The organism is Streptomyces sp. NBC_00984, assembly GCF_045162475.1.
Classification (GTDB): Bacteria; Actinomycetota; Actinomycetes; order Streptomycetales; family Streptomycetaceae; genus Streptomyces.
Genome location: NZ_CP108735.1, coordinates 281,358 through 299,927, shown reverse-complemented (window position 1 = coordinate 299,927; position 18,570 = coordinate 281,358). Strand labels below are relative to the sequence as shown.

Annotated in this window: 20 protein-coding genes and 2 pseudogenes; 14 read left to right on the top strand and 8 right to left on the bottom strand. The window is 69.8% G+C overall.

What is annotated here, in order from left to right:
* Positions 1-75: 75 nt before the first annotated feature.
* On the bottom strand, positions 76-420 hold the full coding sequence (locus OG520_RS41225) for a hypothetical protein (protein ID WP_331748193.1): 345 nt from the start codon (positions 418-420) through the stop codon (positions 76-78).
* Positions 421-574: 154 nt separating this feature from the next.
* Between OG520_RS41225 and OG520_RS41220 the strand changes: the two genes are divergently transcribed.
* On the top strand, positions 575-850 hold the full coding sequence (locus OG520_RS41220; protein WP_331748190.1) for a hypothetical protein: 276 nt from the start codon (positions 575-577) through the stop codon (positions 848-850).
* A gap of 174 nt (positions 851-1,024) precedes the next feature.
* Here the strand turns inward: OG520_RS41220 and OG520_RS41215 are convergent, their stop codons facing one another.
* A complete protein-coding gene (locus OG520_RS41215; protein ID WP_331748187.1) occupies positions 1,025-2,041 on the bottom strand; it encodes a carbon-nitrogen hydrolase family protein in 1,017 nt (338 codons plus the stop codon).
* A gap of 432 nt (positions 2,042-2,473) precedes the next feature.
* Between OG520_RS41215 and OG520_RS41210 the strand changes: the two are divergent.
* Positions 2,474-2,680 (top strand): annotated as a pseudogene (locus OG520_RS41210) (IS256 family transposase); the annotation flags it as partial.
* Positions 2,681-2,707: 27 nt separating this feature from the next.
* On the opposite strand, the gene OG520_RS41205 reads toward OG520_RS41210, so the two are convergent.
* A complete protein-coding gene (locus tag OG520_RS41205) occupies positions 2,708-3,169 on the bottom strand; it encodes a nuclear transport factor 2 family protein (protein WP_331749520.1) in 462 nt (153 codons plus the stop codon).
* A 268-nt stretch (positions 3,170-3,437) separates the two neighbouring features.
* Between OG520_RS41205 and OG520_RS41200 the strand changes: the two genes are divergently transcribed.
* On the top strand, positions 3,438-3,587 hold the full coding sequence (locus OG520_RS41200; protein ID WP_331748184.1) for a hypothetical protein: 150 nt from the start codon (positions 3,438-3,440) through the stop codon (positions 3,585-3,587).
* A 141-nt stretch (positions 3,588-3,728) separates the two neighbouring features.
* Positions 3,729-4,826: an FAD-dependent oxidoreductase gene (locus tag OG520_RS41195; RefSeq protein WP_331748181.1), complete on the top strand. Its 1,098-nt coding sequence runs from the start codon at positions 3,729-3,731 to the stop codon at positions 4,824-4,826.
* Between the two features lie 636 nt (positions 4,827-5,462).
* On the opposite strand, the gene OG520_RS41190 is transcribed toward OG520_RS41195, so the two are convergent.
* Positions 5,463-6,410 (bottom strand): 2-oxoglutarate and iron-dependent oxygenase domain-containing protein, encoded by a 948-nt coding sequence (locus tag OG520_RS41190; protein ID WP_331748178.1) that lies wholly within the window; start codon positions 6,408-6,410, stop codon positions 5,463-5,465.
* 168 nt (positions 6,411-6,578) lie between these two features.
* Positions 6,579-8,120 (bottom strand): MFS transporter, encoded by a 1,542-nt coding sequence (locus tag OG520_RS41185; RefSeq protein ID WP_331748174.1) that lies wholly within the window; start codon positions 8,118-8,120, stop codon positions 6,579-6,581.
* A 119-nt stretch (positions 8,121-8,239) separates the two neighbouring features.
* Here OG520_RS41185 and OG520_RS41180 point away from each other — a divergent pair, with 119 nt between their 5' ends.
* Entirely contained in the window at positions 8,240-9,199 is a 960-nt protein-coding gene (locus OG520_RS41180) for an Lrp/AsnC family transcriptional regulator (RefSeq protein ID WP_331748171.1), read from the top strand.
* 305 nt (positions 9,200-9,504) lie between these two features.
* On the opposite strand, the gene OG520_RS41175 is transcribed toward OG520_RS41180, so the two are convergent.
* Positions 9,505-10,065 carry a hypothetical protein gene (locus tag OG520_RS41175; RefSeq protein WP_406016734.1) on the bottom strand — a complete coding sequence of 187 codons (561 nt, stop codon included), beginning with the start codon at positions 10,063-10,065 and terminating at the stop codon, positions 9,505-9,507.
* 262 nt (positions 10,066-10,327) lie between these two features.
* Positions 10,328-11,251 carry a LysR substrate-binding domain-containing protein gene (locus OG520_RS41170; RefSeq protein ID WP_331748165.1) on the bottom strand — a complete coding sequence of 308 codons (924 nt, stop codon included), beginning with the start codon at positions 11,249-11,251 and terminating at the stop codon, positions 10,328-10,330.
* Between the two features lie 71 nt (positions 11,252-11,322).
* Here OG520_RS41170 and OG520_RS41165 point away from each other — a divergent pair, with 71 nt between their 5' ends.
* The 8 genes from OG520_RS41165 (at position 11,323) to OG520_RS41130 (ending at position 17,634) form a co-directional block, all read left to right on the top strand.
* Positions 11,323-11,979, top strand: a complete 657-nt coding sequence (locus OG520_RS41165) for a maleylpyruvate isomerase family mycothiol-dependent enzyme (protein ID WP_331748162.1) — start codon at positions 11,323-11,325, stop codon at positions 11,977-11,979.
* A gap of 193 nt (positions 11,980-12,172) precedes the next feature.
* A complete protein-coding gene (locus OG520_RS41160; protein ID WP_331748159.1) occupies positions 12,173-12,673 on the top strand; it encodes a DUF1772 domain-containing protein in 501 nt (166 codons plus the stop codon).
* Positions 12,670-13,260, top strand: coding sequence for a serine hydrolase domain-containing protein (locus OG520_RS41155; protein WP_331749517.1), 591 nt, complete (start codon positions 12,670-12,672; stop codon positions 13,258-13,260). The genes OG520_RS41160 and OG520_RS41155 overlap by 4 nt, the downstream gene beginning before the upstream one ends.
* Before the next feature lie 202 nt (positions 13,261-13,462).
* A complete protein-coding gene (locus OG520_RS41150; RefSeq protein ID WP_331748155.1) occupies positions 13,463-14,023 on the top strand; it encodes an RNA polymerase sigma factor in 561 nt (186 codons plus the stop codon).
* Positions 14,020-14,838, top strand: coding sequence for a zf-HC2 domain-containing protein (locus tag OG520_RS41145; RefSeq protein ID WP_331748152.1), 819 nt, complete (start codon positions 14,020-14,022; stop codon positions 14,836-14,838). The genes OG520_RS41150 and OG520_RS41145 overlap by 4 nt, the downstream gene beginning before the upstream one ends.
* Positions 14,835-15,668, top strand: coding sequence for an ABC transporter ATP-binding protein (locus OG520_RS41140; protein ID WP_331748149.1), 834 nt, complete (start codon positions 14,835-14,837; stop codon positions 15,666-15,668). Before OG520_RS41145 ends, OG520_RS41140 begins: the two co-directional genes overlap by 4 nt.
* Positions 15,665-17,062 (top strand): hypothetical protein, encoded by a 1,398-nt coding sequence (locus OG520_RS41135; protein ID WP_331748146.1) that lies wholly within the window; start codon positions 15,665-15,667, stop codon positions 17,060-17,062. Before OG520_RS41140 ends, OG520_RS41135 begins: the two co-directional genes overlap by 4 nt.
* Entirely contained in the window at positions 17,059-17,634 is a 576-nt protein-coding gene (locus OG520_RS41130; protein WP_331748143.1) for a hypothetical protein, read from the top strand. The genes OG520_RS41135 and OG520_RS41130 overlap by 4 nt, the downstream gene beginning before the upstream one ends.
* Positions 17,635-17,665: 31 nt before the next feature.
* On the opposite strand, the pseudogene OG520_RS41125 reads toward OG520_RS41130, so the two are convergent.
* A pseudogene (locus tag OG520_RS41125) lies at positions 17,666-17,764 on the bottom strand (Tn3 family transposase); the annotation flags it as partial.
* Positions 17,765-17,964: 200 nt separating this feature from the next.
* Here OG520_RS41125 and OG520_RS41120 point away from each other — a divergent pair.
* The gene (locus tag OG520_RS41120; RefSeq protein ID WP_331748140.1) at positions 17,965-18,564 is read left to right on the top strand and encodes a hypothetical protein; all 600 of its coding nucleotides are present in this window, start codon (positions 17,965-17,967) and stop codon (positions 18,562-18,564) included.
* Positions 18,565-18,570: the final 6 nt, after the last annotated feature.

Genomic DNA, 18,570 nt, shown 5'->3' with positions numbered 1-18,570 from the left:
CACCCCGCTCCCACACTGAACGGTCGAGGGCGGCGGGCGGGAGCGCGGTCGCGGTCAAGCAGCGCACCCAGCGCATCACTGGTGCAGCGCGTCGAAGGGCTCGTCGTGCCGGCGCCAGCCGGCGGTGCCGTCGTCGTGGATGTGCAGCATGAACTCAGCGACCGGGCTGCCGTCGGGAAACGCCATGGTGAGCGCAATCCGGATCTGGGTGCAGCAGGCGTCGGCCCGCTCCCAGTCCTCCTCGTCGATAGCCCGCTCCTGCTCGGTGAAGACAGGACGGAACTCTTCGAAGCCTGGAAGTGTCTCGACTTCGGCATGGGTCCATGGCATGTCGGTGCCGGTCACGGTCAGCCGGGCAATCTCCTGGTCGCCGTGGTGGAGCCGCCAGATGCTGCCGGTGGTCAGGTTCGGGTTGGCCATAGCCCCATGGTGGCGATCACCGCTGACAGGCAAAGCGCGGGGTCGTGGCCCCCTCCAGCGACACCGCGGCGCCGGCATGGCGTATCCGTCAGGTTGTCGATCGGGGGAACGGGACGACGTTGTCGGGGGCGAGCGCGAGCGGATCCGCGCCGCGATGGACCGCATCCTGGGCGGTACGCCCGAGCACTCGAACGGCGCGCCGACGACCGTCGCGCTCGCGGCGGAGGTTCAGGTTCCCCGCAACGCGCTCACCCAGCGCCACACCGACCTGAAGAGCGACTTCTACGACCGGGCCCGCGCCCGCGGACAGATACCGGACAGCGAACGACGGCTGCGCCAGCAGGTCCGCCGACTCGCCGACTTCAGCAGCTCCGGGCTGCCGACGCGGAGGAAATCGCCCAGCTCAAGGTCGATGTCGAGGCACTGGTAGGCGCTTTGCACCAAGTCACAGTGGAGAACGGTCGCCTGCGCCACCAACTGGCGGATCGTGATACGGGGGCCGGCCGCCGGCAATGGTCCGGTTACCCCAACAAAACAGAATCCGAGGTGTTCACGGCGCGCAAGCCATCCCGTACCCGCGAACCCCTCGGATTCTGCTTCTGCTCTAGAAGGCCGCAGTGCGGTCTTCGCTGCGCGGGTCGGTCACCTGGTGCTCGGCGTAGACGCCGGCGCGCGCCTCACGACGCCAGGGACGCGCGTGGGTCACTGATTCGGCGGCGGCCTCGGAACTGTCGTCAAGGTTCACGACCACCACCGATGGCAAGCCGTCCGCGGGGCACTGCTCAAGCCAGTCTCCGTTGGGGGCGACGATTCCGGACGGGGCGGTGGCGCCGTGCTGTGTCGGTACTGAGAAGCTGACCCAGTAGCTGTTGACCGCGGCGTGGCCTTGGGCCTGGGCGGCGCTGTTGGCCGGGGTGACGCCGGTCGTGGAGAACAGGACGCAGTCGACGTCCAGCTTCTCGTATTCTGCGAACAACTCCGGGTAGTGGATCTCCATGCCGAGCAGGCAGCCGAAGCGCACACCGTCGACGTCGAAGGTCACCGGTGAGATGCCTGGCGAGTACATGTACGAGACCTTCGTCTTGGACAGCAGGCGCTCGTCGTAGCGCGTGACGACCTCGCCGCGATCGGAAATTACGTAGAGGCTGTTGTGCGGGCGGTTCGGCTCGGTCAAGCGGTGCACCGAGGCGATCACCGTCCACAGCCGCAAATCGCGCGCCAACTCGGCGATCGCGGCCAACTCCGAATGGAGCACCGGCCACTGGCACCGACCCCAGTCCGCCGGGCCGACCGCGTCCGGGCCGTCGACGGACATGACGAGCTTGTTGGGAAAGCAGATCGCGCCTTCCGGAAAGTGCACGATCCTCGCTCCCTGAGCACTGGCCTCGCGCATCAGAGCACGGACCTCACGGCCGCTTTCGCGCAGCGCTTCAGCGTCTCGGGGGTCATCGCGTACGGGGGTCTGCGTCACGGCGAGCCGCACGCTCTTGGGATTCCTTGCTTCCGACATGACGTCTCCTGGTGGAGTCGGACGGAAGTGCCGGAGGGCGGACGTGTAGGACTCGCCGGTCTTGGCGGCGCGGGCACGTACTTGGTGCTTGAAGTTCCTACGGGCTGTCATCGCGGCCTTCCACGCCTTGAGCGACGGCTCCCCAGCAACCTCGCCCGAGGCGATCGGGCTGCAACAACGACCTGAGACGCTGGTCCCTTTGCCTCCGAGGGGAGACCGTGCTGGGGACGGTCGCGGGAGGTTCGGCGTAGGCCACGCAGTCGGTCATCATGCCGTCGCCCGCAGGCTCCGTCAACATCCTTCAACCTGTCCAGCGCATGGTCGAATGGCCGGCCGTTGGAGAGAGCGCGTCAGTGCAACACGCCAAACCTGACAGAGAAGTCGTCGCTGACCACCTTGCGCAGCGCGTCCGAGGACAGGGTCTGGGAGGCGGGCCAGGTGGCGGCGAGCGTCGACTTCCCGGCGCCGGACGTGCCGATGAGAACCACCAGACTGTGCGGGCATCTCCGGGCATCTCCGAGCAGATCAGCGGGATCATACGGGACCTTCGCGACCGTCCGGCTGCGCACCGAGGTCACCAAGGGCGCCGGATCCCGGGCCGCCGCCCTGGCGATGGTCTTCAAGCTCGTCGAGTCCGCTCAGGCCCGCCGGCGAGCCGTGAACGCACCCCACCTCGCCGCCCTCGTCCGCGCCGGAGCCTGCTTCGAACGCGGGCACCTCGTTGAACGCCCCGAAGCCCACGCAGCCTGACCGGGTCAACTGATCTACCGATCTTGGCTATTGATCATCAGCTTTTTCCTCGGGCAGAACAAGTGGTTCGACCCCACGCGCAGCCTCACGACGAGCCGAGACCTTGCGGCGCCTGATGCGCCAGCCCTGACTCGTTCGCACGAGCTGGTCCTCGTAGGTGAAACCGGCAACCGAACCGTCCTGATTCAAGGCGAAGCCCTTCGACCAGGCTCGGGCGCCATCGCCGTCCTCGCGAACGATGACGTTGGTGACATGGTGGGCAAGCGGGCCGTCAGGCCCGTGACGATGCGCAGCCGCGATGTACATATCGAGGCGCGGCCGGGATGGGTCCTGTGCCGGCAGCGGAGCGAGACCAAGAGCGGTGGCGTCAATCACGAGATCGGGCGTGAACACCTCGTCGAATCGGTCATAGGTGCCGGCGTCACTCAGGTGACCATGGAGTGCGATCACCTCGTGGATCGCCGGGCGGTCGTCGCCGGTCAAGCTCATCGCAAACTCCAGACACAGCGGTCGGCGCGTGCCGGTCGAGGCCGGCACCGCCTCCCATGCCACAGATGGGACGAGTCTGGAGGACGCGATCAACAAGCCGCATGACATACCGATCCGCAGGTCCTGATGATTCCTTGGCCCCCAGTGGTACGAGCAGTTGGCCAAAGATCCGCGCCGCTGGTCGAGAAGAGTGGGGGCTGTTCTGCGGGCTGACACGAGGCAGTTCCAGGCGGCGGTCCTGGGGAGTACGGACTCGGAGGAGCCGCTGATGCTGCCGCTGGAGGCGATCGAGCTGGTCGAACGCCGCTACGAGGACGGCGACGAACGCAGCAAACGCGTCTACGCGACCGACACCGGGATCGCGCTCATTGCCGGGCGCGACGAGGCGATGGCCGCTGTGGACGAATCGCGGGAGTGAAGCGTGCAAGGCCGAACCGCCCCGCTCGAATGGAGACTCGATTTGATGAAAGGATCGAGTCATGGCACGACCTTCCCAGTACCCGCTTGGGCTCCGTCGCCGTGCGGTGCGCATGGTCGCCGAGGAAACAGAGGTGGGCGAATGGTTCGGGAGAGCATGATGCGCGTCGCCGTGGTCGGCTCGGGCGCGCTGGGAGCGGCGGTGGCGGACGAGCTCGTGCGCCGCGGCCTGTCCGTCGTGGTCTGCACGGCGGAGGAGTCGCGGCCGCCGGTGACGGATGTGGCGTTCGGCTGGCTCAACTCGCACGGGTCGGCGGCGGAGCCGCCGTCGGGCGCGCGCGATCGGGACGAGCTCGCCCGGTCGCTCGGCGTGCTGCGCAACGTCACGGCGACGCCGCCGTTGCGCGGCGTCATCAGCTGGAACGGCGCCGTGAGCTGGGCATCGACCGCAGCCGCGACGGCTCGATTCGCCGAGCAATCGGGTCCCGGCGTCGCGACCGTCGAGGCGGAGGCTCTGCGGCAGATCCTTCCCGGCCTGCGGGTGCCGCCGCCGGTCGTCGCGCACGCGAGCGACGAGGGCATGGTCGAGCCGGACGACCTGCGCCGCGCGTTCCTCGCCCGTGCGCGGGCAGGCGGGGCCACCGTTGTCGCCGCTCGGGTGGATCGCATCCGGGCGCGGCGGGCGGGTGGCTACGAGCTGCAGGGCACCGGGGTGGCACTCGTCGTCGATCGGATCGTACTCGCCTGCGGGACGGGCCTGCCCGCCCTCGCGGAGCAGCTCGGCGAGCACATCGAAGTGCCCGGTGTCCCGGCCGCGCGCTTCACCTTCATCGCACCGGAACTACGCCTGGACCGGGTGGTGTCCACGCCCGCTTTCGAGATCCGGCCGTCCGCCCGGCACGGCTTCGTCGGCGCCGAGGACGTGGTCCCGGGCGAGACGGAGACGGCGACGCGGGCGCGGGTGCGTGCGTCCCTGAGTGCCGTGAGGGAGGCGTTCGGACTGCCGCGGGAACCGGTGCTGGGGGACGTGACCACAGGGGTTCGCCCGATCCCGGCTGGCGACGGCGTGCTCTGCGCACCGCTGGCGAGCGCTCCGGGGGTCGTCGCACTGGCTGCGCACCCCGGGGTGACGCTCGCGGCCTCGCTGGTGCTGCGTGCGGCGGAACAACTCGGGACAGCCCTTACGACGGTGTCGGCTATTGATGTCCGGGCGCGCTGGTCCGGGGGCGCTGGTGGGTGATTCAGCGGGCCATGGCGCTGATGGGTACGAGTTCGGTGCTTGGCTTGCGGCGGGTGGCCCGCCGGGCGGCGCGGTCGGAGACAAGGCCGGCGCCCGCTCCTTGCGGCGGGCCATCTGGCCGAGGTCGACCAGCAGCGCCGGACGCGCAATCGGCTCCCACACCTCATGGCCGAGCACGGTCGCCACCCCTTGCGGCCGGCCGGTAGTGGCGTAGTTGCGGCTGCCGGACGGCTCGGCATCAATCGTTCGGCCCCGGGGCGGCTTCCTGGGCGAAGTGCCCGCTCGATGCGGCCTGGCGTTTTGCCTGGAGGCGGCAGGCACCGCAGGTGTTGTGCAGGTGTGCGTGGTGCCCCGCCGGTGGTTCCGGGCCGCATGACCGGTGCCACCGGCGGGGCTGAGTCCGAGACCGGGGTCAGTCCTGGTCGGGGTTGAGGACGCGGCCCTTGAGCTTGATCGGGCCGGCGTCGCCCACCTTGAGCCGGCCATCGGTGTAGCGGCCCGGCGTCGGCCGGTGTGATGGCAAGTGTGGGGGCTGCTCATGTCGGTCGCTCTGATCGACCCGGGGCTTTACCTGACGGGCTTCTACCTGGGCGGCCTGGTGACGGCGCAGCGTTGGGCCGGCGTGTACCCGGGGGGTCAGCCGAGGATGGTTCGCATTTTGTCGTGGAGGTAGTCCCCAGCGCGTACAGGGCTGTAGGGCCTGCGGCCGAGGGGCGCCGGCAGCGAGGTGATGTCGGTGTGGGGTGCGCAGGCGTGAAAGTACACCAGTGAGGTGAGTTCTTCCTGTGGGGCCTCGGGGGGCGGCGGCAGAACGCGGTGGCGGCCGGAGCGCCAGCGGTCCCCGCTCCAGCGGGCCATGAGGTCACCGATGTTGAGCGTGTAGGTGCTGGGCTCGTAGGGGGCGTCCTGCCAGCCGGCTTCGTCGTCGTAGATCTGAAGGCCGCCCTTGCCGGGCTGCCGGTTCAGGAGAGTGATGAGGCCGAAGTCGGTGTGCGGTCCGACGCGGAACTGGCCGGGGGCGGCGGTGCCGGTTTCGTGGGCCGCCGGGTACCAGTTGATGGTGAAATCCCAGTGCGGGCGCGTGGTGTGGCGGGTGAAGAAGTCGGCCGGCTGGCGCAGCGCGGTCGCCATGACTTCGAGGAGCGTATCGGCCAGGGTGCGCATTTGGTCGGTGTATGAGGTGACGAGCGGGCGCAGGGTGGGGACTTCGTCGGGCCAGTCGCAGGGCATCTCCTGTACGTTGCCGGGCCGTGCGGAGGAATCGACGGCGCATGACCAGACCTCCAGCAGGTCCGGCGGGGTACGGGTGCCTTCGGACCGGGCGGTTGTCACCCGTTCCCGGCCGATCCAGCCGCGCCGGTCCTGGTCGTAGTGCTCCTTGGCTGCCTGGGGCATGTGGAAGAAGTCGTGTGCCGCGGCGCGTACATGGCCGGGCAGATCCGGTTCGATGCCGTGTCCGGTCACCAGCAGGAAGCCGGTGGACTGCAGGGAGTGGTCGACCTGAGCGGCGAGCCGCTCCTGGTCTGCGCTGTGATTCGATGTCCAGCGGCTGAGGTCGATGACGGGAATCGGGGTGGTGGCCACGGTGGGTCCTCCTTCGATGTCGATGGTCGGGGCCGGGGTATGAGCGAGGCTGAAGACGGGCAGTGGGGGTGTGGCGATCTCCGCGCGAGTCAGGACATGTTCGCTCCGTGCGTTGTGTCGCGGATCGCCTGGTGGGGGATCGCCTGATGGGGGATCGGTTGCCGCCGCTCATTCGATGGCGGCTGTGGCCGGCTGGGCGTCAGTGGTGGTTTTGCCTGCGGCCGTTGAGCGTTCTTCCCGGGGCTGTCGGGACAGCCACAGCACGAGGGCAGCTCCGGCCAGGGCCACGGCACCCGCCGTGAGCGCGAGGGTGTTGTGCCCGGTGGCGAACACGGCATGGAGTGTGTGCTCCAGACCGGCGCGCTGTGCGGCCGGGGTGTGGGCCAGGAGACTGTCGGCGCCGCCGCCGGAGAGGGTCTGCGCGGTGTCGCCGGGATCGGTGACCTTGCTGCGGAGGGACGTGGTCATGATGGAGACGGCCAGGGCGCCGAAGGCGGCAACTCCGAAGGCGTAGCCGAGCTGTTCGAAGGTGCTGTAGGTGCCGCTGGCGGTACCCGCATGCTCGGCCGGGACGGAGCCCAGCGCGTGAGCTGCGGCGACCTGGAAGATCAGGCCCATGCCGACCCCGCTCAGGGCCAGGCCCGCCACCAGGACGGGCCAGCCCGACTCGGGTCCCAGGAAGCCCTCGGCGCCGACCCCGAGACCGGCGAGGGCGAGCCCGAGGGCGGGCAGGCGGGGGGAGGGCTTGAGTCTCCGGCGTCCGCCCAGCACCGCTACCGATGCGGCAGCCACCGCGTGCGGCAGCATGACCAGACCGGCGGCGAGCGGGGAGAGGTGCTGCACGGACTGCAGCCACAGAGAGGTGTACGGCATGATTCCGTAGACGGTGCCCTCGCCGACCGCGATCGTGAGCATCGCAGCGGTGAACGCGGGCCGGCGGAACAGCGACAGGTCCAGCAGCGGGTGCCGGCGGCGCTGTTGCACGCGCAGGAAGGCGACGAACGCGCCCAGTGCTGCTCCCAGTGGCACCAGTGTCCCTGCCGATACCCAGCCTTGGACGTGTGCCTCGGTCAGGGCGTAGACGGACCCACCCGCACCGATCGCGAACAGCACCAGACCGGGAACGTCCAGGCGCCGTGCGGTGTCCCGCACCGGTGGTGCGGTGCGGGGGATGTAGCGGAAGGTCATGGTCAGGGCGGTCGCGGTGACGGGGACGTTGACGTAGAAGATCCACCGCCAGTCCAGGGTCTGGGTGAGCAGGCCGCCCAGGATCGGCCCCAGGGCGGAGGCGCCGGCGGCGACGGCCGCCCAGGTGCCGAAGGCCAGGGCCAGGCGGCGACCCGAGTACAGGGTGCTGATCAGGGACAGCGTGGTCGTGAACATCGCCGCAGCACCCAGTCCCTGCACGATGCGGGCGGCAATCAGTACGGCCATGCCCGGCGACAGCGCACAGGCGACCGATGCCAGGGCGAAGACGACCAGCCCGCCCGCGTACATCCGGCGTCGGCCGTGAAGGTCGGCCAGCATCCCGGCGCCCAGCAGGGCGGCCGCCACCGCGAGCGCGTAGCCGTCGGCGACCCATTGCAGTTGGGACAGTGACGAGCCCAGCGACTCCGAGATGGCAGGCAGCGCCACCAGCACGATCGTCACGTCGACGAGCAACATGAACGTGCCCAGGCAGATGGCGGCCAACGGACCCCAGATACGCATGGATTCCCCACTTTCACACCGGGTGGACAACGACCTGGTCACCTTCCAGGTCCGTCCCGCTCCGGCCCAAGCCGTACTCTTGAAAGCGGGATCATCCGGCGAAGAAATGAGGTGTACCGGTGGATCGGGACACCATGGACGACCTCGACCAGCACCTGCTCCGGGCCCTCCAGCTCGACGGCCGCGCCCCTTTCAGCCGCATCGCGCGAGACCGCAGTGTCTCCGAACGCACCGTTGCCCGCCGTTACCAACGGCTGCGCGCCCTCGGCCTGCGCATCATCGGCCAGCCCGTCTCCTCCCGTCTGGGCCTGAGCCGGTGGCTGCTGCGCCTGCACTGCACCCCGGATGCCGCCGGAACCATCGCCGAAGCCCTCGCCCGCCGTCCCGACACCAGCTGGGTCACCCTCGCCTCCGGCGGCACCGAGCTCTACTGCGCGCTCAACGCCCGTACAGCTGAGGAACGCAACGCATTGCTGCTGGAAAAACTCCCCCGCACCCCGCGGGTGCTCTCCGTCAGCGCTCACTGCATGATGCGCATCTTCGTCGGTGCGACCAGCACCTGGCACGCCACCCGGTTCGAGCCGCAGGGAACTGCAGCCGCGGTGGATTCCGGCTCATCCACCGCCGCCCCGCTCAGCTTGGACGCAACCGACCGCATTCTCTTCACCGAGCTGGCCCGAGACGGCCGTGCGACGCTGCCCGAACTCGCCGCGGCCGCCGGCCGTTCCCCCTCCAGCGTCCAGCGCCACCTCGACCGCCTCCGTGGCGAGGGTGCCTTGAATCTCTCTGTCGACTTCGATCCGCAGCTCCTCGGTTACCACATGGCCACCCGGATCTGGCTGAACGTCGCTCCCGCGCACCTGCGCATCGTGGGGGAAACCCTCGCCACCCACTCGCAGATCGCTTTCGCCGCAGCCATCACCGGCACGTCCAACCTGGTCGCCAGCGGCATCTTCCGCGATCCGGCCGACCTGTACGACTACATCGACCAGCGCATCAGCCGACTCCCTGGCATCCAGAGCATCGAGACCGCCCCCACCCTGCGGGAAGTCAAGCGCCTTGCTCCCGCGGTGACTTGAGCGTGGGTTTCCTCTTGCCCGGTCGGCAGGCCGGGCAAGAGACTCTCCTTGCCCATGGGCATCGGGCGGTCGTACGCGTCCACGTGCTTGAAAACGGTGCCACTACCGGGCAGCAGCCCCTCCGCAGCACGGCCTTGACCACCGACGTCTCTGCGCGGGATCCGCACCTGACGAGCACGAAGTGCTGGGTGCAGATCGCTGTGAGGTGAAGGCGGGCAGGTGCGGGTCGTGCGGATCAGTGGGCGCCGCATTCGATGAGCAGTACATCGGTGAGGATGATCCGAGGCCAGGGGGCACTGAGCGGCTCAGTCGTGGAGAGTGACGTTGGGCAGTGGGCGGCCAGCAGCGTCGAACAACGCGGCTCCACAAGGGCAGCGCTCGTCGGCCAGGGTCCGGGTCGCCGACAGTTGCCAGACCAGCATCTCCGAGCAGTTCGGGCAGTTCAGGCTGACCAGGGTCTCTTCGGGTTCCGAGTCCCAGGCCCGCACCGGGAGACCCTGGTGCATCAACCCGGTCAGCTCACGCTCACCGGTCAGCGCGACCAGTACCTCGTAGGTGTCGGTGCCGTTGTCCCGCACCGCGAGCGTGCAGCCGAGATTGGCCAGCACACCGGACAGATGGTCGAGCTGGCGGACCGGGAAATCACCGCGGCGCAGAGCCGGGTCGGCCTGGGCCGCGTGGTGGACGACGCTGGTGTCGACGTCTGTCGGCTCTGCCCCGAAGGCCCGTACCCGACCAGCCACGAACGCCGCCAGCTGGCCTGGGTCATCCTCACCAGTCCAGTCCATCGTGAATATCACGCTGTCGACTCGGACCCCCTGGGCCCGCTCGCCGCGGGTCAGGACCAGCTCTTCCAGCTCTGTCATGACGATCACGCTATCAACTGCCGTGCGGCGGACCGTGCCGTTGTCGTGCCGTTGTCGTGCCGTTGTCATGCATGACCAGCACCAGCCCCCCGCGCCTATCTGCGCGACCTCCTATTCACGACTTCCGACAGGGTGTTCATGGCGTCCTTTGCCAGCGAAGACAGTCGACGGTACTCCGCTGACCAGGGCGGACTATGTTCGTCGGCAAGGGACTTGAGGCGGGCGTGCTGCTGTTTTTTTGCCCGCTGTTCGACGTGACCGGTCAGTCGGTCCCTGGCGCGGTGAGGGTGGTACGCAGCAGGTCCGGGAAGACGGTGGCTGCGGGGCTGGAGGGACCGTCTGTCCGCCAGGTCAGAGCGACCCGGCCGCGTAGCCGCGGCTCGGTGATCTCCAGCGTCCGTAGCCCGAAGGCTGACGTCGCGCCGGCGGGCAGGGCCGGAACCACTGCCACGCCGAGGCCGCGGGCGGCGAGTTGTGCAAGGAACAGCGGAGCGGCCGCTTCGAAGGCGATGTGGGGCTGGAACCCGGCCTGCGCGCACGCACGGTCGAGTACCCCGCGGATGCCTGTGCCACGTGGCAGGCTGATCAGCGGGCGATTGCGGAGCTCGGCCAACGGAATGCTCGTGCGGTCCGGGGACGTGAGGGCGGGGTCGTCCGGGGCGACGGCTGCGACCAGGGGTTCGTCGACCAGGACGTGGAGGGAAATGCCCGGTGGGGGTTCCTCGTCCGCGAGTCCGATCATGGCGATGTCGAGTTCCCCCCGGCGCAGTGCGGTGAGCATCCACTCCGAGGTGTCCTCGGTCAGGGCGATCTCCACCTGGGGGTGGTCCGCGTGGAAGCGGGCCAGGACGGGGGCCAGGTCGAACTCATGGGCTGCTGCGGCCGCCCCCGAGACGAGGCCGAGGGTGACCTGGCCGCGGAGCAGCCCGGTGAACTCGTCGGCGGTCTGGCGGACCGCCTCGACGGCGCTGATCGCGGCCCGCGCGTACGGCAGCACGGCCTCGCCCACTTCCGTCAGGGTCACCGACCGGCCGGAGCGGTCGAGCAGCAGATGCCCGAGCTCCTTTTCCAGCTGCTGGACCTGGGCGCTCACTCCCGGCTGTGCCAGGTGCAGCCGGGCGGCGGCGCGGGTGAAGTTGGCTTCCTCCGCGACCGTGACGAAGTACCGCAGCTGCCGAATGTCCATAACCAATCATTCTAGTTGCGAGACATGCAAACTATTGGACTTATGGTGGGCCTGCCGAGAGCCTTGAAGCCATGGGGAACACGACGCACCGCAGACCAGCGGCGGACATCAGAGCCGCGATCGCGGCCGAACGCCGAGAGCTGGCAGCCATGCTGGATGGCCTGTCGGCCGAGGAATGGGACGCACCGACCCTGTGCGGGGGATGGCGGGTACGGGAAGTCGCGGCCCACATGACGATGGGGTTTCGGTACTCGCTCCCCAAGATGGCGTGGGAACTGGTCAGATCGCGAGGCAATCTCCACCGGATGACCGATCGCTGCGCCCACGAGGACGCGGCTGCCCATTCGACGCGTGAACTCGCCGCATTGCTCCGTGACAACGCGGATCACCCCTGGAAGCCGCCGGTCGGCGGGATCGAGGCGGCCTTGGGCCACGACGTGATCCACGGCCTGGACATCACGGTCGCGCTGGGCCTCGACCGCCGGGTTCCCGAAGATCGCGTGCGCATCCTCCTGGAGAGCGTCGACGCCAAGACCCTCAAGTTCTTCGGGGCCGACCTGGGCGGCATCGAACTCCGCGCCGACGACCTCGACTGGTCCTTCGGTACCGGAACGCCGCTGTCCGGCGCCGCACAGGATCTCCTCCTGCTCGCATACGGCCGACGGCTCCCCCCAGGGCACCTCCGCGGCGAACCGAGCGGTCGCTTCCTCCTCGCTGCGCAGGTGTGACCGCGGTAGTCCCCGGGCGGTCACCTGTATGCCTGCCTGCCAACGGCGACACCGCAGGCAGCAACCGGCTCCGCCCCATGCCGCCCCGCAGAACCAGCACGAGTTGAAGCCGCCCGAATCTCTGCAGCGCACAGCCGGAGAACTGTTGACCGGACCCGGCCCCACAAGCACCTGTGTACTGGAGCCAACGAACATGCGCATCCGACTCCTCCGGGGACTCGCCCTGCTCGCCACCGGCCTCCTGGCCGGCGCATTCGGCTACGGCGCGGCCAACCTCGTCCCCACCTTCAACGCTGTACCACTCGACACGCGGCTGTCATTCCACGCCGAGTTGATGAAGATGAACGGCATCACCATGCAGGCGGCGATGGCCGTGTCGACGCTGAGTTCCCTCACTCTCGCGGCCCTGACACGCGGCCGCGCCCGGCTGATCGCGGGTACGGCAGGTCTGCTGACCCTCGCGTCCTTCCTGATAACCCGGCTCGGCAATGTGCCGATCAACGGCCGGATCAAGGAATGGGCGCTCACCTCGGCCCCGGCCGATCACGCGGAGATCCTGCGGCGCTGGGAGCTGTTCAACAACCTGCGCACGCTCACCGCCCTCACCGCGTTCGCTCTGCTGATCATCCTCGCCCTGAGGCAGCCGACTGACCACGCTGCTCCGGAGAATCAGCCGCAAACCACCCCGGCCTGACCGCCGGCGCTCGCCTCGCCGGGATGCTGATCGAGAAGCTCACCGGCCACAGCTATCAGCAGGAGATCACCAACCGGATCCTGCGCCCGCTGCATCTGCGGCACACCACCGCCCCGGAGACCGACACCACGATCCCCGGCCCCCACTCCCACGGCTATATCGCCGTGCCCCAGGCGGGCGGCGGAACTCAGCCGGTCGACATCACCGACCAGAACCCGGGCGCCGGCGGCATGATCTCCACGACGGGCGACCTGGACCGCTTCCTGACCGCCCTTTTCCGAGGACGTCACCTGCCGCCCTCCCAGATGGCCGAACTGTTCACCGTCCCCAATGTCCCCTACCCCGGCGGCACTTCCCAGGATCCGGGCCAGGGCTGGGCCTACTACAGCGCGGGACTGATGCGCGTCACCCTTCCCGACGGAGTGACCGTCCGGGGCAAGACCGGCAGTACCTTCGGCTACACCGACGGCATGTTCACCACCCGCGACCTGCGCCGCCGCCTCGTCTACTCCTTCAATCCCACCACCTGCGGCGGCAACGACTCCGCGCTCGTCACCCGGCTCAGCTCCGCGGCCTTCAACCCCTGAGAAACATGGCTCCGCGGTACGCCCCTCCTCATCGCCATGCCCAGCCCATCAGCCGGCCTGTTCAGCGAGACCCTCCGGACCAGCGAAGCCACTGCTACGCAGCGGCGAAACCTCAGTTGAGTGGAGCCCACGGGGTTTCCCACATGTGGCGGGGATCACGTCGGGAGGAAAACCTGCGGCCGGGCTCGGGCGTCTAGCCGGTGTGAGATCAGTCAGGAAGGCACCGTGCGCGCTGGACGAGGAGCGTCTCGTCCAGCTGGTGGCCAGGGGTGACCGCGCGGCGTTCGAGGAGCTGTACCGGCGCACCGCGCCCTGGATGGCGTTGCGGCTGCGCCGCCGCTGCGCCGACGAGCAGATCGTCGCCGAGGTCATGCAGGAGACGTATCTGGCGGTGTGGCGCGCGGCGTCCGCGTTCGCGGGGTCCTCGGCGGGCGGGACGGCCGCCGGATGGCTGTGGACGATCGCGGCACGCCGCCTCGTGGACGCCTTCCGGCGCAGGGCCCACCACGCCGAGCCGCCGGCGGCCGCCGCTCTCCCCGACGCGGCGCCCGCCGCCGAGGAGGAGGCCCTCGCGACGACCGTCGGCGGTGACGTCGGCGACGCGCTGCGGCGCCTCGCGCCGGAACTCAGACAGGTACTGCAGGCCATGGTGCTGGACGGGCTGTCCGTCCGGGAGACCTCGGTCCTGCTCGGGCTGCCCGAGGGCACGGTCAAGACCCGTGCCCGCCGGGCCCGGATCGCGATGCGGAAGGCGCTGGCATGAGCGTGGAACACGCGTCGATGCGGATCATCGACGGTTACGCACGCGGCGACACGGACATCGCCGCCGACGAGGTGTGGGCCCTGGAGGCCCATCTGGAGGCGTGCGGGGTGTGCCGTGACCGGCTGTCGGCCGCCGTCACTGCCGAGGCGCCCGCCGTGGCGGCGCTGGTCGGCACCGTGTGGTCCGACCTCGAACCCCAGCTGGCGGCCACCGCCACGATGCCGCGCCGACGGCGCCGGTCGGCGTGGCTGTCGAGGTGGATGACGCCCACGATGGTGCCGTGGCTGGCCATGGTCGTCAGCGTGACACTGTTCGCGCTCCTGCTCGACCTGGTCGACACCGGCTTCGGCGAGGTGTCGCTGGTGCTGCTCCTCGCCCCGATCCTGCCCGTCCTCGGCGTCGCGGCGTCGTGGTCGCGCGGCCTGGACCCGGCGTACGAGCTGACGGCCTCCGCGCCGAGGGCGGGACTGTACCTGGTGCTGCGGCGCACCGCGTCCGTGCTCGCCGTGGTCGTCCCCGTGCTTCTGGTGGCCGGATGGGTGACCGGTGTGACGGCCGCGCAGTGGCTGCTGCCCTGTCTGGCCTTCACCTCGACGACCCTGGCGCTCGGCGGCGTCGTCGGCGTGACCCGCGCCGCTGTCGCGCTGGCGGCCGTGTGGGCTGCCGCGATCGTGGCGCCGACCCTGGTTACCAGCCGTACGGCCTTCGCCCTGCACACGGGCAGCCTGCCCGTGTGGGGGCTGATCCTCGCGCTCGGCATCGGTGTCGTGATCGCCCGCAGAGGCGCGTACTCCGTGCTGGGAGCCCATCGATGACCATCGGAAAGGAACACCACATGACGTCCGCGGTGAGTGCGGCCGACATCGCACCGACGGCCTACGCCTGGGAGATCCAGGCGACCGGGCTGAAGGTCAGGGTCGGCAGGAACCGGATGGCCGTCGACGGGCTCGACCTGTCGCTGGGCACTGGCGTACACGGCCTCCTCGGCCCCAACGGGGCGGGCAAGACCACCCTCATCCGGACGCTGGCCACCGTGCTGCGCCCCACCGAGGGCAGCCTGGAGCTGCTCGGCGAGCCCGTGGGCGGCGTGGGCGAGCACCGTGCGGTGCGCCGCCGGATCGGATACCTGCCGCAGGAGTTCGGCTACTACAAGCGCTTCACGGTGCGCGAGTTCGTCGAGTACATGGCGTGGCTGAAGGAGGTGCCGAAGGCGGACATCCCCGCCGCCGTGCAGCGCGCCGTGGAGAGGGTGGGGCTGGCGGACCGCGCCGACGAGAGGATGAAGTCCCTGTCGGGCGGCATGGTGCGCAGGGTCGGCATCGCCCAGGCCATCGTCAACGACCCGACGATCCTGCTGCTGGACGAGCCGACGGCCGGCCTGGACCCGGCGCAGCGGCTGCGCTTCCGTGAGCTGCTGCAGGAGTTGGGTACGGACACCTGCGTGCTCGTCTCGACCCATCTGGTGGAGGACGTCGCCGCCGCCTGCACCGACGTGGTGCTCTTCGCCGAGGGACGGCTGGTCTTCCAGGGCCCTCCGGACGAGCTGGCCTCGATGGGCGGACCGGAGCACGTGGGGGACAGCCCGCTGGAGCGCGGCTACTCGGCGCTGCTGCTCAACCCCGAGCAGGGAAGGGGCACCTGGTGAACGTCCGCGTCCTGCGTATCGAGCTGAAGCGCTCCGTCGCCCCGTGGGCCGGCGCCGTCTTCCTGACGACGGCGCTGGCGTTCCTGTACCTGATTCCCGGACCGTGGTGGACGGGCACCACGGCGTGGACGGCCCAGTGGACGTCCATGTCCCTGTGGACCCGATCCCTGCTGTTCTACCTGTGGCCGCTCGCCGTGGGGCTCGGGGCGCTGCAGGGTCTGCGCGACCACCGCTCGAAGATGTCCGAGCTGCTGACGAGCACGCCGCGGCCCGCCCGGCACCGCGCGGCCACGCTGGCGGGCACGACGGCGATCACGCTGGCCTCGGCCTTCGCCCTCCTCGTCCTCGTGGGCGCGGTCCAGGTGGCCGCCAACACCGAGTACACGCACCTCGGGTGGCTGCCGATCTCGCTGGTAGGGGCACTCTCTCTCGTCGCGGGGGCCGTGCTGGGCATGGGGGCCGGGCGGGCCCTGCCGTCCGTGCTCACTCCGCCCGCGCTGGCCATGGGCGCCTTCGTGTTCACGGCCCTCATGCAGACGTCGTTGGGCCGGACGGAGACGACCACGGCGACGGGGCTCCCGAGCACGGCGCCGAACCGGGTCTCCCTGCTGTCACCGGCGGTGCAGGAGGCGCGCGATGTACTCGTCACGCTCTCCGCCTCCGTGCACGCCGGGCAGACGATCTGGCTGCTCGCCATGGCCGCGACCGGCTTCGCGCTGCTGGTCGCCGCGACCCCGCGCGCCCGGCTGATCGCCCTGACGCCCGTCCTGGCGGGCGCGTTGATCGCCCTGCTCGTCCTTCCCTCCGACCCGCGCCGGATCTATGTCGTCGACGAGGCCGCCGCGGAGCTGGTGTGCGACGGCCCGGTGTGCGTGACGAAGGCGCAGCAGGCGCGACTCGCCGACCTCGCGGGTCCCGGCAAGGAGGCGCTGCGCCTGCTGCGTGGCGCCCTGGGCAGCCAGGCGCCGGTCTCGGTCCGGGAGAACACCGCCGTCCTGCCGGAAGGCTCCACGCCGCAGTGGTCCCGCAAGACCGTGCTCTTCGACTTCGACGACGACATCATCGCCGCCGCGAAGGGCGAGGAGCTGACCCGGGCCCTGATCGCCCAAGGCATGGTGCCAGGGTGCTCCCCCGTCGGCTGGAGCAGCTTTGGGGGAGATGAATTCGCGCAGACCGTCGCGGCGGGCTGGGTCCTCGGCGACCTCAGGCCGCTTCCCGGCACCCTGCCAGCGAATTTGCGCCGCGAGGTCGACGCCAAGACCCGCCCGGTGTGGAAGGAACTCAAGGCGCTGCCGCGGTCCGAGCAGCTCTCGCGGATCAACGCGATGCGTGCCGCCGCGCTCTCCTGCAAGGGCGACGCGTTCGACGCGCTGAACGACGGTGCGTCCCGGTGAGATGGCTGACGCTGTACGCGCGCTCGCGTCAGGTACCCGCGTCGCTCGCCGCGGTGGTGATCAGCGCGGTGACGGTGTGGGCACTCGCCCGGAACGGCAGCGGGGGGCCCGGTGATCCGCGGCTGCCCACGCTCGTCCTCGCTACGGGGGCGATGGCGGCCTCGATCGGGCTCAGCGGGCAGGACCTCGCGCTGGACCGGACGGCCGCGATCCGATGGGTGCCCTGCAGAGCGGCACACGTGCTGCTCTGCGGCGCGGTCGTCGGCATGGTGCTGCTGACAGTGCAGGCGATGGGCGAGTCCATGGCCACCACCGCGTTCGTCGTCCGGGACAGCGCGGGCCTGATGGGACTGGCCGCCCTGGGCGCGGCGCTCTCGGGCGGCCAGTACGCCTGGACGCTGCCGTTCGCCTGGCTCTCGTTCTCGTTCCTTGCCCCGCCCCCGACGAGTGCGCCGATGCAGGTGGCGAGCTGGATGCTGCTGCCGCCCGGCACGGCAGCGGGCACCTGGACGGCCCTGGTCCTCGCGGTTGCCGGCACCGCGGCCTATGCCGTCGCGGGACCGAGACGGTGACGACCGCAGCGCGGTCGCGTGCGGCATGCGCGTGGATCTCGCGGCGGAGGTCGGGGCCGGCCAGGTAGTCGCATGCGGAGATCGTGCGGACGGCCCGGCCGAGTTCTTCGAGGGTCTGGTGGGTGGGGTGCTTGGTACCTGTTTCTGATCCCTACTCGGTGGACGTGTCCCCTGGACCACTCGGGCTTCGGTCAATCGAACGGGTAAAAGAGGTTCAGCTGCCATGGGCAGCACCCGGATTGAGGAGGAGTCATGTGAACGGACAGCACCGCTGCGAGTGGTCAGTATCAGCTCGGAGGGGCGTCACAGCGCACTGGGTACCCTCGCGGTATGAAAATCATGGTGGGGGGCCTCGCCGTCGGGGTGGGCTTCGGGGCGGCTACCTCGCTCGTCAACGCGCTTTCGTCGCCGTATGCGGAGCTCGGAATGCCGCTCACGGGCACTGTCTGGGCCAAGGCCGCCAAGGTGCTCAGCCTGCTGGTGGACGCAGGCTGGTCCTGGGCCGCGCTGGCGGTGGCGATGGGCTGGCTGGCCGGGACATGGGTCCGAGGTGCGCTGGTCGGGGCCCTCGCGCTGGTCGCTGCCACGATGGCGTACTACGTGACGGATGCCGTCGTCTCGGGGGCCGGCACGGATATGGTCAGCTGGTTGGTGGTGGGTGTGCCGTTCGGACTGGTCCTTGGTGTGGTGGGTGCAGCCATCAGGCAGCCTGGATTGGTCGGCTTGCTTGCGGCGTTGACGGTTCCGGTGGGCGCTGCCGCGCAGATGGTCGTGCTGCCGCCTCGGCCGCACCTCACCTTGACCCCGGCGATTGTTCTCGCCGAGGTCATCGTCTGGGCGGCCGCTGTGCTCGGTGCCGGCTGGGCTGTCTACCGTTTCTGGGCCGAGAGACAAGAGGCACTGTCCGTGCAGCGTGTTCAGTCCGGCTGACGAGTG

Bases quoted from the DNA above. Each gene is read 5' to 3' on its own strand.
- OG520_RS41225 (WP_331748193.1), bottom strand. From the start codon at position 420: ATGGCCAACCCGAACCTGACCACCGGCAGCATCTGGCGGCTCCACCAC.
- OG520_RS41215 (WP_331748187.1), bottom strand. From the start codon at position 2,041: ATGACAGCCCGTAGGAACTTCAAGCACCAAGTACGTGCCCGCGCCGCC.
- OG520_RS41205 (WP_331749520.1), bottom strand. From the start codon at position 3,169: ATGAGCTTGACCGGCGACGACCGCCCGGCGATCCACGAGGTGATCGCA.
- OG520_RS41145 (WP_331748152.1), top strand. From the start codon at position 14,020: ATGAGCGTGGAACACGCGTCGATGCGGATCATCGACGGTTACGCACGC.
- OG520_RS41120 (WP_331748140.1), top strand. From the start codon at position 17,965: ATGAAAATCATGGTGGGGGGCCTCGCCGTCGGGGTGGGCTTCGGGGCG.
- OG520_RS41160 (WP_331748159.1), top strand. From the start codon at position 12,173: ATGCGCATCCGACTCCTCCGGGGACTCGCCCTGCTCGCCACCGGCCTC.
- OG520_RS41175 (WP_406016734.1), bottom strand. From the start codon at position 10,065: ATGACAGAGCTGGAAGAGCTGGTCCTGACCCGCGGCGAGCGGGCCCAG.
- OG520_RS41170 (WP_331748165.1), bottom strand. From the start codon at position 11,251: ATGGACATTCGGCAGCTGCGGTACTTCGTCACGGTCGCGGAGGAAGCC.
- OG520_RS41200 (WP_331748184.1), top strand. From the start codon at position 3,438: ATGCTGCCGCTGGAGGCGATCGAGCTGGTCGAACGCCGCTACGAGGAC.
- OG520_RS41185 (WP_331748174.1), bottom strand. From the start codon at position 8,120: ATGCGTATCTGGGGTCCGTTGGCCGCCATCTGCCTGGGCACGTTCATG.
- OG520_RS41195 (WP_331748181.1), top strand. From the start codon at position 3,729: ATGGTTCGGGAGAGCATGATGCGCGTCGCCGTGGTCGGCTCGGGCGCG.
- OG520_RS41165 (WP_331748162.1), top strand. From the start codon at position 11,323: ATGGGGAACACGACGCACCGCAGACCAGCGGCGGACATCAGAGCCGCG.
- OG520_RS41220 (WP_331748190.1), top strand. From the start codon at position 575: ATGGACCGCATCCTGGGCGGTACGCCCGAGCACTCGAACGGCGCGCCG.
- OG520_RS41140 (WP_331748149.1), top strand. From the start codon at position 14,835: ATGACCATCGGAAAGGAACACCACATGACGTCCGCGGTGAGTGCGGCC.